Origin of the sequence: Candidatus Enterococcus ikei (assembly GCF_017316105.1) — a bacterium.
Classification (GTDB): domain Bacteria; phylum Bacillota; class Bacilli; order Lactobacillales; family Enterococcaceae; genus Enterococcus_L; species Enterococcus_L ikei.
In genome coordinates, this window is record NZ_JAFLWD010000037.1 from 11970 (window position 1) to 26098 (window position 14129).

A 14129-nucleotide genomic window follows, 5' to 3' on the forward strand; every position below is an offset into this window, starting at 1 on the left:
AAGGTGAGGTAAATGAAATTTGATTATAGCAAAGAACCTAGTAGAGATATCTTGTGTATTGATTGTAAATCGTTTTACGCTAGTGTTGAGTGTGTTGATAGAGGACTTCACCCACTAAAGACAATGTTAATCGTCATGAGTGGTGCGGAGAATTCAGGAGGATTAGTGTTAGCAGCTTCTCCCCTTGCTAAAAAAGTTCTTGGAATCTCTAACGTAACTAGGTCAAATGAAGTCCCCTTTCATAAGGACCTACTGATCGTCCCTCCGAGAATGAGTTTGTACATGAAAAAAAATGTAGAAATTAATCAGATATATAAATCATTTGTTGCGGATGAGGATCATTCTGTTTTTAGTGTAGACGAATCGTTTTTAGATGCGACAAATTCTTTGAAGCTTTTTAACTGTAATAATGCTTATGAAATTGCAAAATTAATCCAGCTGAAAGTAAAGGATCAAACAGGAATCTATGTAACTGTTGGTATTGGAGACAATCCCCTGTTGTCGAAGTTAGCATTAGATAATGGTGCCAAGCACAGCAAAGATTTTATCTCAGAGTGGCGTTACGAGGATGTGCCGCAGAAGGTATGGGGAATCAATCCAATGACAGAGTTTTGTGGTATTGGACACCGGACAGTTAAACGGCTTAATTGGTTAGGAATTAGGACCATTAAAGAGATTGCTGAAGCTGATCCCTACCGCCTTAAAAGAGAATTTGGCGTAATGGGACTACAGTTATATGCTCACTCCTGGGGAATTGATCGTAGCTTTTTAGGACAAAAAAAGAAAGCTGCTAAAGTAGATAAATCGATTGGTAATAGCCAGGTACTCCCTAGAGATTATACAAGACAAAACCAGCTGGAACTCGTGCTTAGAGAGATAGCTGATCAAGTGGCTTCTCGTCTCCGTAGCAACCATTTAAAAACAGCTTGTATCTCTTTATCTGTGGGCTATTCCAAAGGGTATATCGATAAGCAGGGACGTTATGGGTGGCGGAAACAGATGAAGATACCCCATTCTAACAATACTAAAGTGTTGTCTGATTACATAATCGGATTGTTCAGGATGGAATATAATGGGCAGGATGTCCGACATGTCGGAATTTCGTATTCGAAATTAGTTCAAACAGATACGCTTCAGCTGGATCTATTTTCAGATCCAGATCAAGAATTAAATGAGCAGCGTTTGGATTTTTTGATCGATACTATTCGTAAAAAATATGGGTTTAAATCATTGATACATGCTTCTTCCTTGATGGAAGGTGCAACTGCAGTATCGAGGTCTGGACTTGTGGCCGGTCATGCTGGCGGAAATGTTGGGGTGAGTTCATGAGTAAACGGACTAAGAAAGAATTTATCGATTATAACGATTATCGGGATCGTGGTATGGCCTATAAGTGGGATACAGCCTTTGCAATCGGTGAGCTACAAGAAGGTATCAAAGAGTCCAAAAAAGAGTCTAAACGAGATCTGGAACGTTTGCCGCAACAAGATATTAACTATATCGAATACTGCTTAGAACGATCTATCAAGTATAACAAAATTTTAGAAGTACAATTAAATAGTCTTGATCAATTAGGACGTACTAAGGAGCCTATATGGGGCAATTTTAGGGGATTTATGGATCTGGATGTGTTACTGATTGGTGATCAGTATCTTGATTATACTGACATAAGGCATATCAAGATTCATGATTTTAGGAAATGGTCAGCGGATGAGAATGAAGCTCTCCCCTACCCTTTTGACAAAGATGAGTACAAAGCTATGGAACAAGAAGAACAAGCCAAACTTGAAGATGCATTCAATGAGTATTTTTCAGATGATGAATGGGTAGAATGAGAAACAATTGATTTGAAGAGACAAGAAGTAGTAATCAGCTGGAGTCGCGCTGATTTGGTAGCAGCACAATGCGCAACGGTTCGCTACGCTGGAACAGTTACACTTTGAATTGCTGAATATAATTTAATTCAACATTACAGATAATTTGTAATACCAAATAATTATTAAAGATAAGTATATCTTTTTAAAGAGAGTAAGAGAAAAAGAGAATATTCTCTTTTTCTCTTACTCTCTTTAAATGCTATTGTACGATCATAGTTAATTTGATAAGAAATAAATAAATTGAAAAAGGGATTTTTCTCTTATTCTCTTTTTGCTTCTTCCATTCTTTTTACAATTCGTTGTTCTCTTTCGTCCAAGTTATTATTGATGTAAAAATCAACAATTTCTTCTAGTAGTAAATATTCTTTTTTATCAGTAATACTTTTTAATATTTCTACCCTATTTTTTACTGGTGGGTCTACTTTAATAGTTTTTCTTTGAGATGCGGAATAACCCTTGTTCTTTTTAGGAACAACTCTTGAAGATTCTCCGATATCTTGAACGGAAGGTCGGCCTTTAGCCTGTCTATCTAACAAACCCATTTAAATTCAACTCCTTAGATAATTTTGTTAGCTTGTTACCATTAAGATACTTGTTTTGATAACTATAATCGTCAGGAACGTCCCCATTAGTTTCAATAAAGGCAATCCTTTCAAGTATTTCAGTAAATATATCAGCAAACATAGCGAATACTCTTCTGTCATGATAATCATTTACTGTAATACCATATTCGGGGTAATCCTCTAAACGCTTATTGTTAGTTACTGTTGTATTAAATACAAACTTTCTGCCAAAGGTTTCATAGGTGCTGTTCAAAATTTGTTCATGAAGATTTCTTTTCGGTTGTAATAGAAACGGTAACAGACCTAATACTTCTCCTTTAAAATCTTGTCCAAAATCTTCAACAAGAGTTTGAAGATATTCTTGAATTATATCAACCGAACCTTCATATGAATATGTTTTGGTTTCTTGGATGATGATAATGTAATCGGCACATACCATAGCGTTATCAACTTTAATATCAGTTGAGGGGCCGACGTCTATCCAAATAAAATCATAATCATAGCGAATCTTTTCTAAAAGCTTAGAGAAATGAAAAGTTCTTTTTCGCTTATAGTCATTGACAGACCGAGGGTATAATTCTTCCAATAAATCGCCAAGATTTGACATATCTCCAGATCCTGCAATCATATCGAGATTATCATTTAATGTTACGATACCAGGTTCCAAATCACCGTCTTCAATGCAGCGGTAAATAGATTTGGGAAAATTTACATTGTAAGTTTTCCCAAATAGAGACGAAGCGTTTCCTTGCTTATCCCAATCAATAAATAAGCTTTTGAAATTGAATTGTTCATTTGGGAGGGTTGCTACTGTTGATTCTGTTGAGCTGGCAGTAGTTTTTCCTACCCCACCTTTTTGATTAGCATTAATTATTACTCGGCCTTTTCTCTTGGGTAGTTCTGGAACTCTAAAAGTTCGATCTTTTTCCATATTTATACACGTCCATTCTTTAAAATGTTAAAAGGAGACTTTTCTCTTAAATACATTGTACAACTTAATAGAAAAATTGTAAAGTGTTAAAAGGAGACTTTATTCATTTTGTATCTATGTAATATAATTGTAATAAAGAGAAAAGGAGAAAAAGAGACTGTATTTTAGAAAATTACTCAAAAAATATAATAATAAGTTAAAAAGAGAAAAAGAGAAAAGGAGAAAAAGAGTAAAAGGGATATTTGCAAGTATGAAAGTATAATAGGACATATAGACTGACATGATAAGGTTTCTAAAGTTAATAAAGAGAAAAGGAGAAAAAGAGATTCATATTTTTCTGAAAGAGAAAAGGAGAAAAAGAGAGAAAAAGTATAAGAGAATAAGAGAAAAGGGGATAAGGAGAAAAGGAGACTAAAGTTGCTTTAAAGAAAATCTCATGATGAAAATTAACAGTTTACAGAATTGTTAAAATAGTTTAAGCTAAACTTGTTTTTGAAAATAAAAAAAGAGACGAAAGAAATTTTGGGTTGCAGCCCTAATTTTCTTTAGTCTTGAAGTCGTTCGTCTCGATTTTTAGATGTAAGGTATTGCAATTACACTTACAACTAACATTATTTGATTCTAACCTAAAAGTACAAAACAGCGACTAATAAAGAGTTCAAATCAATGTACCTAAAAAATACATGGTGTCTAAACTATTGTTTTACCGCTATTTGTTCCTGTCTATTATAGCAAATTTTGCGAAAAAATTCAATAGTTTAAGGCTTATTTCGTGTACCCTAAATGACTTTAGAGTAGACGAAATAAGCTTTTCTAGAAACGGACACTGTAATTTTGCGTGTTCGTTTTTTATTATCTTAGAAAAAGGGGGTGTTCAGTCATGCAAGTATCAGAGATCGTAAGCTTAGTACTAAAAAATGGTATTCGGAAGTATAAATTCAAAAACAGCAAAGTTCGTCCATTCAACCAGCAGCCAGAAGGTAATAAAGGCGCTGTTTTTGGATTTAGATCCAAAGAAAATATGATCACTTCACGTGGTGTTGTTCTTACGTCTGAAGAAGCACTAGCAGAGAATGAAGATTGCTTTACGCACTGGACACCTAACGTTTACAGTTACGGGACCTATGCAGATCCAAACAAAACGATCGTCAAAGGGCATGCTGAAGAAAATTTGAAACAGATCAATGCTTTCGTCATTGATTTCGATCGCTCTCCAGGAGAAACATTGGATGCTCAAATGATTCAAAATGCTGGTCTTGATTTAGATTTGATCCCAACACTTATATTAAAAACTCCTGGGGGATACCAGGCCTATTTCATTTTGGAAAACGCCTGGTATATCTCTTCAAAAAATAATTATCAGTCAGTGGAAGTGGCCAAACGTGTATCAGAAAATCTTAGAAAAGCTTTCGCTGAAGAGATACCTGGTGTCGATCATGGCTGCAACCATTTTGGAATTGCTCGTATTCCGAGAAATGACAATGTATCAAGCTTTTATCCGGCATTAACTTATGACATGCAGCAACTGATCACTTGGTCAATGAAGTATCAGCCGGCAGCAAAGAAACCATTCCTTCAGTTAGTTCCCCCAGCTGGAGACATGCAACAAATCAAAGAAAAATGGGTTGATATCCTTATTAAAAACCCTGAAATCATAGGAAAAAAAGGGCAATTAGGCAGAAATAACGCATTCTTTACATTGGCATTGGCTTGTTATTCTTCAGGAAAAGAACAATCAGAATGCTATGATTTTTTAGACGAACTAAACGAAAAATTGAATCGATCAATGAAGGATATGGAAGTAAAAAGAATCGTAAAAAGTGCGTACTCTGGGCGTTACAAAGGTGCTAATAAGGATTACGTCCTTAATCTGTTGGCGAACTGGACCTCAGAATCGCTCTCTGAAGCTCAACTTTTCACTCAAAAACGCACAACATGGTACAAGTTTAAGAAAGACAGAACTGAAAGAAAAAAATCGCACGTCCGTGAATGGAAAGCCGATATTTTAAAGTACTTGGAGACACAATGTTATCGTTATCGTCCGGAGATTGAAATGACAAAAGGTGAACTTCAAGCAGCTGTAAAATACCAGGATAAATCAATTCCAAAACGTTCGCTAGACAAAGCAATCAATGAATTAAAAGCGGAAGGGAAGATTTATGTACGTGTAAGAGCTGGCCGTGGTGGTGGCCTAGTAGTTGCAACAAGAAAAGCACTGATTCGCACAGTGATTGTGGTCAAGCAAGAGGTGAAATCAGCGTACAAAAGCGCTATAAGAACGTTCTTTCATGAAGCAGCTATGCTAACTAAGTTATACGAAACAGCGACAACTAAGGGGCAAATAGGCTTATTTGGTGAGCAAACAAATCTGTGGGACACTGGATAATTTTAAACATGCACACTGCCAATACATTATATCTATGATACTACTTTGCTTTTTACGTGAGTGATAGACTAGTTTAGTTGTTTATTTATTTTGATTGAGTGGCAGGGGTGTATATCGGATTTTGATTGTTGCTGTGTTTTTTGTGTGGAATATGTCAGGAGTTTTTAGAAACCTCGTATCAAAGGGATGTAATTTTACAGTATATAAGAATATGAGTGTGTGATCCTTTTCGTTTATGACGGGATTATTTACAGGTTTCTTATCAAATTCTTATTATGTTACTAAAGCTGATTAATATAACGATTGTTGGCTTTACTTGCTGTATTCTCTGGTATACAGCCCGCTTGTTCTGTTTTACACAAATGATTAAAGTTAAATAACAGAATTCGTTTATTGGGTCTATTGTATAGGCTTTCTTTCGCATGGAATAAGGAATCGTCTTTACAAATGCAAGAATGGTGCTATTATTTGCTAGTATCCTATGCGTGGAGGTGATGCAAATAGATGTTAAAACTATTCAAAAAAAGAAAACCAACTAATCAAGTAAAAACGTTAAGAGAAACTCTTGGATTAACACAAAAAGGGTTCGCAGCTAAAGTCGAAGCTATTTCTTTTGAACGTGTAGGCAAAGTTACGCCACTTTCTTGGCAGACTGTCCGTTCGATTGAAGAATTTTGTTATATCCCTACTTTTGGGCTGGCACAATTGATTGCTGAAGCTTTGGAAGAGGATTTAGAAGTGGTATTCTTTAAATTAACCTAATACATAAAAAAGCATGTCCTAATAACTTTAGGGCATGCTTTTTCGTAGTTTATACTGAGGTAACCTTGATCTCAGCTGTGCTTCTATCGGATTTTGTAAAAGCTGATAGGTCAATCATAGACTTTTTGTAGGGGAATGTAGAACCTTTTGTTTTGAGATAGTAGTCTATGGCATAGTGAATAAAATCAGGATCTAATTTGAATTGTTCAGTCATTTTTTCGATGGTAGTATTTTTTGAATCATAAGCAGCAATGAAAAAATAAACGGGAAATACTTTTTCTAAGGCGTCTCGCAGCAATGTTTTGAAGTCGTTAGAGTCTTCATTTCCGTCTGTGAGATAAATAGAAGTGTCAGTTAGAAGACGATTAACGGACTCGTCATGTATTTCCCCATAGGTATCAAGTATTCTTTGAGCGTATTTCCCTAAATTTTGTAAGACCAGATCAGAACTGGCTAAGAGCAATGCTGTTAATTGTTGTTGAGTAAGACCAGTTGTTTTTCTTTTTTGACAATTGTGCTTGATTCTAAAATTGTACATGGTTCTTAAAAGTTGTTCCCTTTCTTCAGGAGTTAGATCATGAAATATCTGCCTTGATTCTACGTTGTAATCATTGATATCGTAGTAGCTATCTACTTCAAAATCAGAACTATCTCCGTAAATAAGGGCGTCAGCAGAAACGTTGAAATAGGCAGCGATTAGCTTTATTTTATCCAAAGGGGCTTGAGCGTAATCCACTTCCCAATTTGATATGGTGGTGGCGATCACACCTATCTGGGTAGCGAAATCTTTTTGATTTAACTGCTCACGTTTCCTTAAAAATCGTAAGTTTTGGCCAAAGGTCAATGAAAGGCCTCCTTTCTGAAATTGTTTTTCTTATTTCATTCTAACATAAAAACCGTAAAAAATACCAAAAAAATGAAACTAAAAAAACGAAAAACCAATAATATTGGAAAAACACTTGTTATGAGTTGAATAATAGTTTATAATAAGTTCATGGAACAAGAAATATCAAAAACTAGGTTGTCTAGGAAAGATCAATGTGCTAAAATTTAATTAAGGGGAACAAACGTTCTCTTTTTGGAGGTGTTACTTTGACAAAGAAAATATTGGAAATAGGAATGAACGCTACAGAAATGACTGTTCAGGGAGAGATTGTTAGTGGCAAACTGGAGAAGGTTTTAGAGCGAACGGTTATTGTTCGTGATGATGAAGCGCAAGCACATTTGATTTCTAAAGAACTGTTGAAGAAACACGGGTATACGTTACCGAAAACGAATAAAAGCAACTTTCCGTTTCAGCTGCCAACACCTTCGTGAAAAAATAATTATAAAATTACTTGTGCTATTTAAATGTCTGTGTTATCGTCTAGTCATAATGAAATACGAATTAGACAGAAAGATACAATAGACGTTAAATATAAATGCTGATCGATTACGACTAAATCATTTAGGAGTGAGAGGTTAGCGGAAAACAAAAAAAAGAACCGTCTCCATAGGGCTACCAACCCTAGAGGAAGATACGACAATTCATATGCTTTAGACGGCATGAACTGTCTCGGCTCCTTTTGTTGCAGCTGTTGCTACAACGTTTGTATTATATCAATTTTTAAGGGAAAAATACAGTATTAATTCAATACTCATGATATTATCAACTCCCCCAAGAGTTCTGATAAAATTTTTTTCTTAGAATGGATGTAGACGAAGCGTGGTAAATAGCTATTTCAGGAGGGGGAGAGTACGCAGTTCAGCGTATTCTCCCCCTCCTTTTTTGTTTTCCGTTAGCCTGTCAAACTTAAATAGAAAGTGTGGGGATAGGATGGCGTTCATTTTAAGTATCTTAGGTTTATTGATTTATGGAATTGGAGTCAGAGAAGATAGTGACTATGTAAGAGGTATTGGGAATGGTATTTCGATTGGTGCCATTGTATTGAGTTTAATCGTATTTCTGTAAGGATATCATGGATGAATAAAGAAGGTGTTTAAAAATGCAGATGAACAAAAAATGGATTCCAGGATACGAAAATATATATTTTGCAACTTGGGATGGTCATATATACCGACAATTGAAGAACGGAAAAATTAAAGAGCTAAAAGGGTATGTGAAAGGGAATATGTACCAGGTTAAATTATCAATTAACGGAGTCTGTAAAGAATATCCTTTTAATCGTATTATGTGGGAAACGTTCAAGGGAGAAATACCTAAGGGTTTCTTGGTAGTAAGGAAAATAGCTGTTTTAACCGAAAATGGGATGCATAATTTAACACTACGATCAAAAAATCAGCATGGAAAAAGAACGGGGCCAAGATCACGAAGCCAGGCAGTTGAACTATTAAGTGAAACTGGAGTTGTGATTGATTCCTGGTCAAGTGCTAGGAAAGCAGCAAAAGATTTATTTGTTAGTTATCAAACAATTACGGCTATTTGTAATAAAAAAGTGAAGAAAAAGCCAATTGTAAAAGTTAGATGGGCTAGAAGAGAAGAAACGGCTGTTCATTGAAGTTACAATTTGAGAAAGGAGAGATTTCATGTCAATAATAATGACACCTGAAGAAGTATTGAAGTATGGAAAAAGAGTGGTCTTGTTTTCTAAAGGAAAGAGACGTCATAGAGAAGAATTTGTGATACAAAACAATCGGATTTTTCAGCAAACTTTTCTTTTTATGGGTGATCGAAAACATATTATCAAAACGAATCCTGTTGAGATTATGGATATTTACAATCAAATTGAACGTGTGTACTCACAACAACGGAAGGGTGTATTGATTGCTAGGCGTTCAGGGAATTACGAAAGCAACCGAAAACGGCTGTTGCCATTAAGAAAAACAGGAAAAGGTATGGGTGAGGTGATACATAGCGCTCAACTAGCAAAAGCAGCCTATCAGTTGATGGCTGAAGAGAATCAACCTGAAACAGTAAAAAAACGAGCGCAGCAACGAATTAAAAAAACTGAGAGAGAGAAAGCTGAAAAGAAAGAACAACATGTTTAAACTACAAGAAAATTAGCCTTTTCTTATTTGCTAATTTTAATGAATTAGCAATTACATGTTCCGACTATTTTTGAACTTTTTTAGAGCAGACTCGAAAGCTTATGAACTTAGGATGAGAGCCTAACTAGAGCAAGCCACGATGAGAGATTATTGTTTGTTATCTACGTTAGCTAGGGTAGAGAAAGCAGCACAACACCTATTTTTAACCGATAGGTTGGACAACTAAGAAAAAGATAAAATACGAGGAACCTATATGTCGGTCAGCAATGACTGCCCCGTTTATCAGCGTGACTACTAAGGGACGGGGGCAAGAACTACAGTAGTGAAGACGTCACATACATGGAGAGAATGTGTTGGAGTGATCCGCACATTAGCCTGCTCAAACAAACGATTAGTGAACATCGTTTGTTGCTTCCTAGAGTTTGGGGTTACGGTTGCTATAAACCCTGCGAAACAATTATTGGTTACAAAAATGAAATTGGTAAATAAGAGAAGGCTAATTATTTTTAGGTGTCACACCTATTCAAATCGGGTGTCACACCCCAAGGAGTGAACAACGTGGCTTCAAACAAGCGAAAGTACATTACGTTTACGGATCAAATGGATGAAGATTTGGCGTTTCTCCTGGATAAAAAACGGAAGGAACGAAAAAAAGCAGGAAACAATCGTCAGTATCACGAAAAGGATCTACTTGCTGAACTGCTGCATAATGCACGAGAAATCAAGGAAGCTTTTGGATAGGGGTGAGGTGTTGAAAGAGGTCACACAAGAAGATAAGGAATATAGAGACATTGAGGGAATAAAGGGAAGTTATATTCTCTATGAGAAGAGTGCAACAAAAGGAATCACAGCCGAAGTTGAATTAGTTAGTTCGGAAAAAGAAGGAACAATATTAAGCTCCCAAACCTTACATGACTCAACGGCAACGATTATTGAAGGTATGATTGATCCGATGATTAGTTTCATAGGTACAGCAGTGGGGATTTGTGTGTTATTTGTTGTTTTAGTGTGCGTTGCAGAGGTTGCAGTTGCACTTAGAAATGGTGGGACTTATAAAAAAAAATCAAGCAAACAGAGCAAAGTCAAGTCTTACGATAAAGCAGCATACAAGCAGGTCAAAGAGGTCATTCAACTGTTTTCAATGTATAACCATTTTCGATGGTCAATGCGGTGGTTTGTCTATATAAATCGAAAAGAAAATCTAAAAAGAATAGTGCCTATCTTTTCTTTAATAAGAGATAGCGGATATAAAGAAGATGTACATTATCAATACGAAATTATTCAACTATTTCCCCCAAAAAAGCATTTAGTTAAGTTATTACAAGAGGATCAAGTATCTAAGTTGATAGAGAAAATAAAACTGTTGAACGAAAATTATTGGAGTATTGATTTTTGATAGATCAATTCAGATGGAGGGGAAAAATGCATAGCGAAAATGAACTAAACAAAATTCAAGTGGCTGACAGAACAGTTGAAGAAAATATTAAAGCATTCAAAAGAGAAGAAATTATTGATGAAGTAGTTTTATTGGAGATTAATTTACTTAGAGAAGAAAAGAAGCTGGAGCTGCTAAATGCTTTAGCCAATCTGCAACAAAAAGACCGTATGAAGTATTTTTATAGACAGAAATTCGCTTTATTTATCGAAGGTATATTTTTACCAATAGTAACGATGATTGGATCAGGGGGAGTTTTTTGTTTAGCGCTATACAGTATTTTTATTACGGATGTAGCAATTGATACAAAGGATTTGTTTGTGATTTCAATCAGTGGAATCATTATTGCAGTAGCTCTTTTAAAAGAGAATACCTACTTTTGGAGTATTTTTTCAGATCAGGAACTTTCTAGAAAATTAAAACTTCAATATATAAAGACCGAAAAATTAAATAAAAAGATAAGTGTTCTCAGAGAAGCAATAGAAAAGGAGTGATTTTAAATGCCAAAAAGAAAAAATAGTAGTTTTGAATCAAGTATTCATGTATTCAGAGCTATGGAGCGTATGACACAACAAGAATTAGCCGACAAAGTAGGAGTTTCACGACAAACGATCATACAGTTAGAGCGGAATCGTTATAACCCGTCACTATTACTTGCCCACGATATAGCGGACGTTTTTGAAGTCCCGATTGAACAAATTTTTACATTCAAAAAAGTAGAACAAGATGATCTCAATGAATAATCGTATAGTAAAAATGAAGCGAAAGGTAATTGTATTGCTGTTAGTCATACTAATCTTTTTAACGGGACTATATGTAGGAACGAATCAATTACTACTAAAACATAACGAGATTAGTACCGCAACAATTTTTCCAGAACATATCCGCAAAGCAAAAGACATTGTTGATGTTGATATGATTGATATTAATGGGAAAAATGTCAAAAAGGACTACAAGATAAAAATAGAAAAACAAAAAGATGGAAAAGCCATAGTAACAATGACTAAAAAAGAAGGACTTAACAACTTTGAAGGGAATATTCGCTATATACATGAAGATTACAGTAAGTGGGAATTGATTCAAAATATTTTTGTGAATCAATACAATGATTTTGCCAATAAAATCAATAATTGGAACTACCAAAGAATTACGGGAATCAATATATCAAGTGGTTCTAGTGTGTACCCAACAATATTTGACAGTTTTGATAGTAAGTCTGTTCCACCTAACATTGGTGTACTACTTATTTTTATAGGAATTGTTCTTTTCATGATAGGACTGGTAATTATTTATCACTCAGATAAAAAAGCATTTTATGTGAATTTGAACATTAAAAATTTAGAAGGAGATACAGATCATGAGTTATAAATACTATTATTTTGAGTCACCCTACAAAGCGTGGGTGATTGCAACGGCACCTGATGAAGCTGTTGTCGCTTATCAAACAATTGTTTCAGACATTCAAGACGGTGTGTCGTTTAGTGAAGTCACTTCTTCGCAGTTTTTAGACTCTTTCGCAAGCACTGCCACAGACGACATACCAACAATTGAACGTGGTATGAAGAATGCAGCAATCACTATACGGGAGTGCTTATTTGAACTAGCTAGTGAAAACAAGACAGCCAAAATTTTAGCAGTGGACAGATTATTAGTATAGAAAGCACTTGATAAAAAGTGAGTAATAACTTACTCTTAAATTATCAACTCGTTTCTTCGTTTACTGTAGAAAAGAGGGGAAAAAATGGACTATCAAGAACAAAAAGACCTTAGATGGGACGAATTAATTCTTTTGTTGGATGTAGATCCAGAATGGTATAAAAAACCTGAAACAGAACGTTATAAGCAGATAACAACATTAGGTAGACAGATTTTTATGCAAGATCAGAAAAATAATTCGGATAAAATTGATGAAGTTAAATTTTTAACGTTAGTCCATTATGGTTATACGTTGAATGAAATAGCAGCAGAATTTGATGTATCAGAGCAAACATTATTTTGTTGGAGAAAAGAAAATGGATACATAAAAAAACGTAAAATGGAGGAAGTAAAATGAAAAAGTTAACCAAAAAACAATTAGGACTGATTGCAGCGGTAGTTGTATTGGGCGTAGGTGGTACGTATGCGTATACCCAAAATCAATCAAGTGTTAAGGCCTCAGAAGCCAAACAGGAAGTAAAAGCAACTACGAAAAAATTGGAAGACTTGAACAAAGAAGTCGCTGCTTTATATGATAAGAAAGACCCTGACTTTTTAGTAAAAGGAATCAAGGCCAAACAAATCACGGATTTACAAGAAAAATTGACAAAAGTAGCAACGATCAAAAAAGATAAGGAACTTTCTAAAAAAGAGTACGCTGCGTATGAACAAGAAGTAAAATCAGTTAAGGGAAACCTTACTAGTGCAACAAAAAAACTGGATGCTTTGGTTGATATCAATAGCTTATTCCTACAAACACAAACAGCTGTGGCAATCAATGGATCTGATGTAAAAAAAGACTTAGCGATTGCGGACGATCTAAAAAACGAAACTGTAGAAAAAGTTAGTAAAGCCTACTTCAAAGAAGGAGCAACAAAAAGCTACGATAAAACGATCAATGAATTGCTTACGAATGCAGAAAATCAACTTAATCAAATCGATAAAGCGAAATCAGAGGTCGCAAAAGTCTATAAAGACGGTAAAGTAGTCTCTACCGATAACAAGCTTTATGATGTTGCCAAAGCTGAAACAGACAAGATTAAAAATGAAAAAATGAAAAAAGTCCTACTTGAACAGTTAGCGAAAGTAAAAGCGGATATTGATAAGGAAGCTAAAGTGGAGGCTGAGAAAGCGTCTGCGGATCAAGTGATACAACAAACACAAGCACAAACTCAACAAAATACTCAAGCTGCAGCAGAACCAACTGTTCAACAAGAAGCTACTGAACGGACTTATGTACCTGCTCCTACAGCTGACGGTAGCAATGATGGGGATGTAGCGCCACCACCTGCAACTGGTGGTGGATCTACAGGTGGTGGAAGTTCTACAGGTGGCGGAAGTTCACCTGCACCACAAGCACCGTCTCAACCTGCTACAGGAGGAAATGGTCGAGGCGAAATGACACAAGATGATCTAAATCAAGCTTCTAAAGATGCTGCGAATGATGATTGGTCAGATTTCTTCCCTAAATAAAAGATAAAATAATGTAACG

19 protein-coding genes are annotated in these 14129 nt (G+C 35.4%); 16 read left to right on the forward strand and 3 right to left on the reverse strand.

Annotated elements, in window-relative coordinates; all coding sequences use genetic code 11:
* The first annotated feature begins 12 nt into the window (after positions 1-12).
* Positions 13-1329, forward strand: coding sequence for a Y-family DNA polymerase (locus JZO69_RS14195; protein WP_207113490.1), 1317 nt, complete (start codon positions 13-15; stop codon positions 1327-1329).
* The gene (locus JZO69_RS14200) at positions 1326-1835 is read left to right on the forward strand and encodes a hypothetical protein (RefSeq protein WP_207113491.1); all 510 of its coding nucleotides are present in this window, start codon (positions 1326-1328) and stop codon (positions 1833-1835) included. Before JZO69_RS14195 ends, JZO69_RS14200 begins: the two co-directional genes overlap by 4 nt.
* A gap of 302 nt (positions 1836-2137) precedes the next feature.
* On the opposite strand, the gene JZO69_RS14205 is transcribed toward JZO69_RS14200, so the two are convergent.
* Entirely contained in the window at positions 2138-2419 is a 282-nt protein-coding gene (locus JZO69_RS14205; RefSeq protein WP_207113492.1) for a hypothetical protein, read from the reverse strand.
* On the reverse strand, positions 2403-3371 hold the full coding sequence (locus tag JZO69_RS14210) for an AAA family ATPase (RefSeq protein WP_207113493.1): 969 nt from the start codon (positions 3369-3371) through the stop codon (positions 2403-2405). The genes JZO69_RS14205 and JZO69_RS14210 overlap by 17 nt, the downstream gene beginning before the upstream one ends.
* Positions 3372-4251: 880 nt before the next feature.
* Here JZO69_RS14210 and JZO69_RS14215 point away from each other — a divergent pair.
* Positions 4252-5757, forward strand: a complete 1506-nt coding sequence (locus tag JZO69_RS14215) for a primase C-terminal domain-containing protein (RefSeq protein WP_207113494.1) — start codon at positions 4252-4254, stop codon at positions 5755-5757.
* Positions 5758-6261: 504 nt separating this feature from the next.
* Positions 6262-6519, forward strand: a complete 258-nt coding sequence (locus tag JZO69_RS14220; RefSeq protein ID WP_207113495.1) for a helix-turn-helix transcriptional regulator — start codon at positions 6262-6264, stop codon at positions 6517-6519.
* Between the two features lie 49 nt (positions 6520-6568).
* Here JZO69_RS14220 and JZO69_RS14225 read toward each other — a convergent pair whose 3' ends face one another.
* Positions 6569-7363, reverse strand: a complete 795-nt coding sequence (locus JZO69_RS14225) for a helix-turn-helix domain-containing protein (RefSeq protein ID WP_207113496.1) — start codon at positions 7361-7363, stop codon at positions 6569-6571.
* A 248-nt stretch (positions 7364-7611) separates the two neighbouring features.
* On the opposite strand from JZO69_RS14225, the gene JZO69_RS14230 reads away from it, so the two are divergent.
* From JZO69_RS14230 to JZO69_RS14280, 12 genes are all read left to right on the forward strand, one after another.
* Positions 7612-7836, forward strand: a complete 225-nt coding sequence (locus JZO69_RS14230; protein WP_207113497.1) for a hypothetical protein — start codon at positions 7612-7614, stop codon at positions 7834-7836.
* Between the two features lie 499 nt (positions 7837-8335).
* Complete coding sequence (locus JZO69_RS16785; RefSeq protein ID WP_277989639.1) at positions 8336-8470, forward strand: hypothetical protein; 135 nt, start codon at positions 8336-8338, stop codon at positions 8468-8470.
* A 34-nt stretch (positions 8471-8504) separates the two neighbouring features.
* Entirely contained in the window at positions 8505-9017 is a 513-nt protein-coding gene (locus JZO69_RS14235) for a hypothetical protein (protein ID WP_207113498.1), read from the forward strand.
* A 28-nt stretch (positions 9018-9045) separates the two neighbouring features.
* Positions 9046-9507, forward strand: a complete 462-nt coding sequence (locus JZO69_RS14240) for a hypothetical protein (RefSeq protein WP_207113499.1) — start codon at positions 9046-9048, stop codon at positions 9505-9507.
* 558 nt (positions 9508-10065) lie between these two features.
* The gene (locus JZO69_RS14245; protein WP_207113500.1) at positions 10066-10248 is read left to right on the forward strand and encodes a hypothetical protein; all 183 of its coding nucleotides are present in this window, start codon (positions 10066-10068) and stop codon (positions 10246-10248) included.
* A 10-nt stretch (positions 10249-10258) separates the two neighbouring features.
* Complete coding sequence (locus JZO69_RS14250) at positions 10259-10903, forward strand: hypothetical protein (protein WP_207113501.1); 645 nt, start codon at positions 10259-10261, stop codon at positions 10901-10903.
* 26 nt (positions 10904-10929) lie between these two features.
* On the forward strand, positions 10930-11436 hold the full coding sequence (locus JZO69_RS14255) for a hypothetical protein (protein WP_207113502.1): 507 nt from the start codon (positions 10930-10932) through the stop codon (positions 11434-11436).
* 6 nt (positions 11437-11442) lie between these two features.
* Positions 11443-11685 carry a helix-turn-helix transcriptional regulator gene (locus tag JZO69_RS14260; protein ID WP_207113503.1) on the forward strand — a complete coding sequence of 81 codons (243 nt, stop codon included), beginning with the start codon at positions 11443-11445 and terminating at the stop codon, positions 11683-11685.
* Positions 11678-12310, forward strand: coding sequence for a hypothetical protein (locus tag JZO69_RS14265; protein WP_207113504.1), 633 nt, complete (start codon positions 11678-11680; stop codon positions 12308-12310). The genes JZO69_RS14260 and JZO69_RS14265 overlap by 8 nt, the downstream gene beginning before the upstream one ends.
* A complete protein-coding gene (locus JZO69_RS14270) occupies positions 12300-12599 on the forward strand; it encodes a hypothetical protein (RefSeq protein WP_207113505.1) in 300 nt (99 codons plus the stop codon). Before JZO69_RS14265 ends, JZO69_RS14270 begins: the two co-directional genes overlap by 11 nt.
* 84 nt (positions 12600-12683) lie before the next feature.
* The gene (locus tag JZO69_RS14275; RefSeq protein ID WP_207113506.1) at positions 12684-12995 is read left to right on the forward strand and encodes a hypothetical protein; all 312 of its coding nucleotides are present in this window, start codon (positions 12684-12686) and stop codon (positions 12993-12995) included.
* Positions 12992-14110: a hypothetical protein gene (locus JZO69_RS14280; RefSeq protein ID WP_207113507.1), complete on the forward strand. Its 1119-nt coding sequence runs from the start codon at positions 12992-12994 to the stop codon at positions 14108-14110. Before JZO69_RS14275 ends, JZO69_RS14280 begins: the two co-directional genes overlap by 4 nt.
* Positions 14111-14129 lie beyond the last annotated feature (19 nt).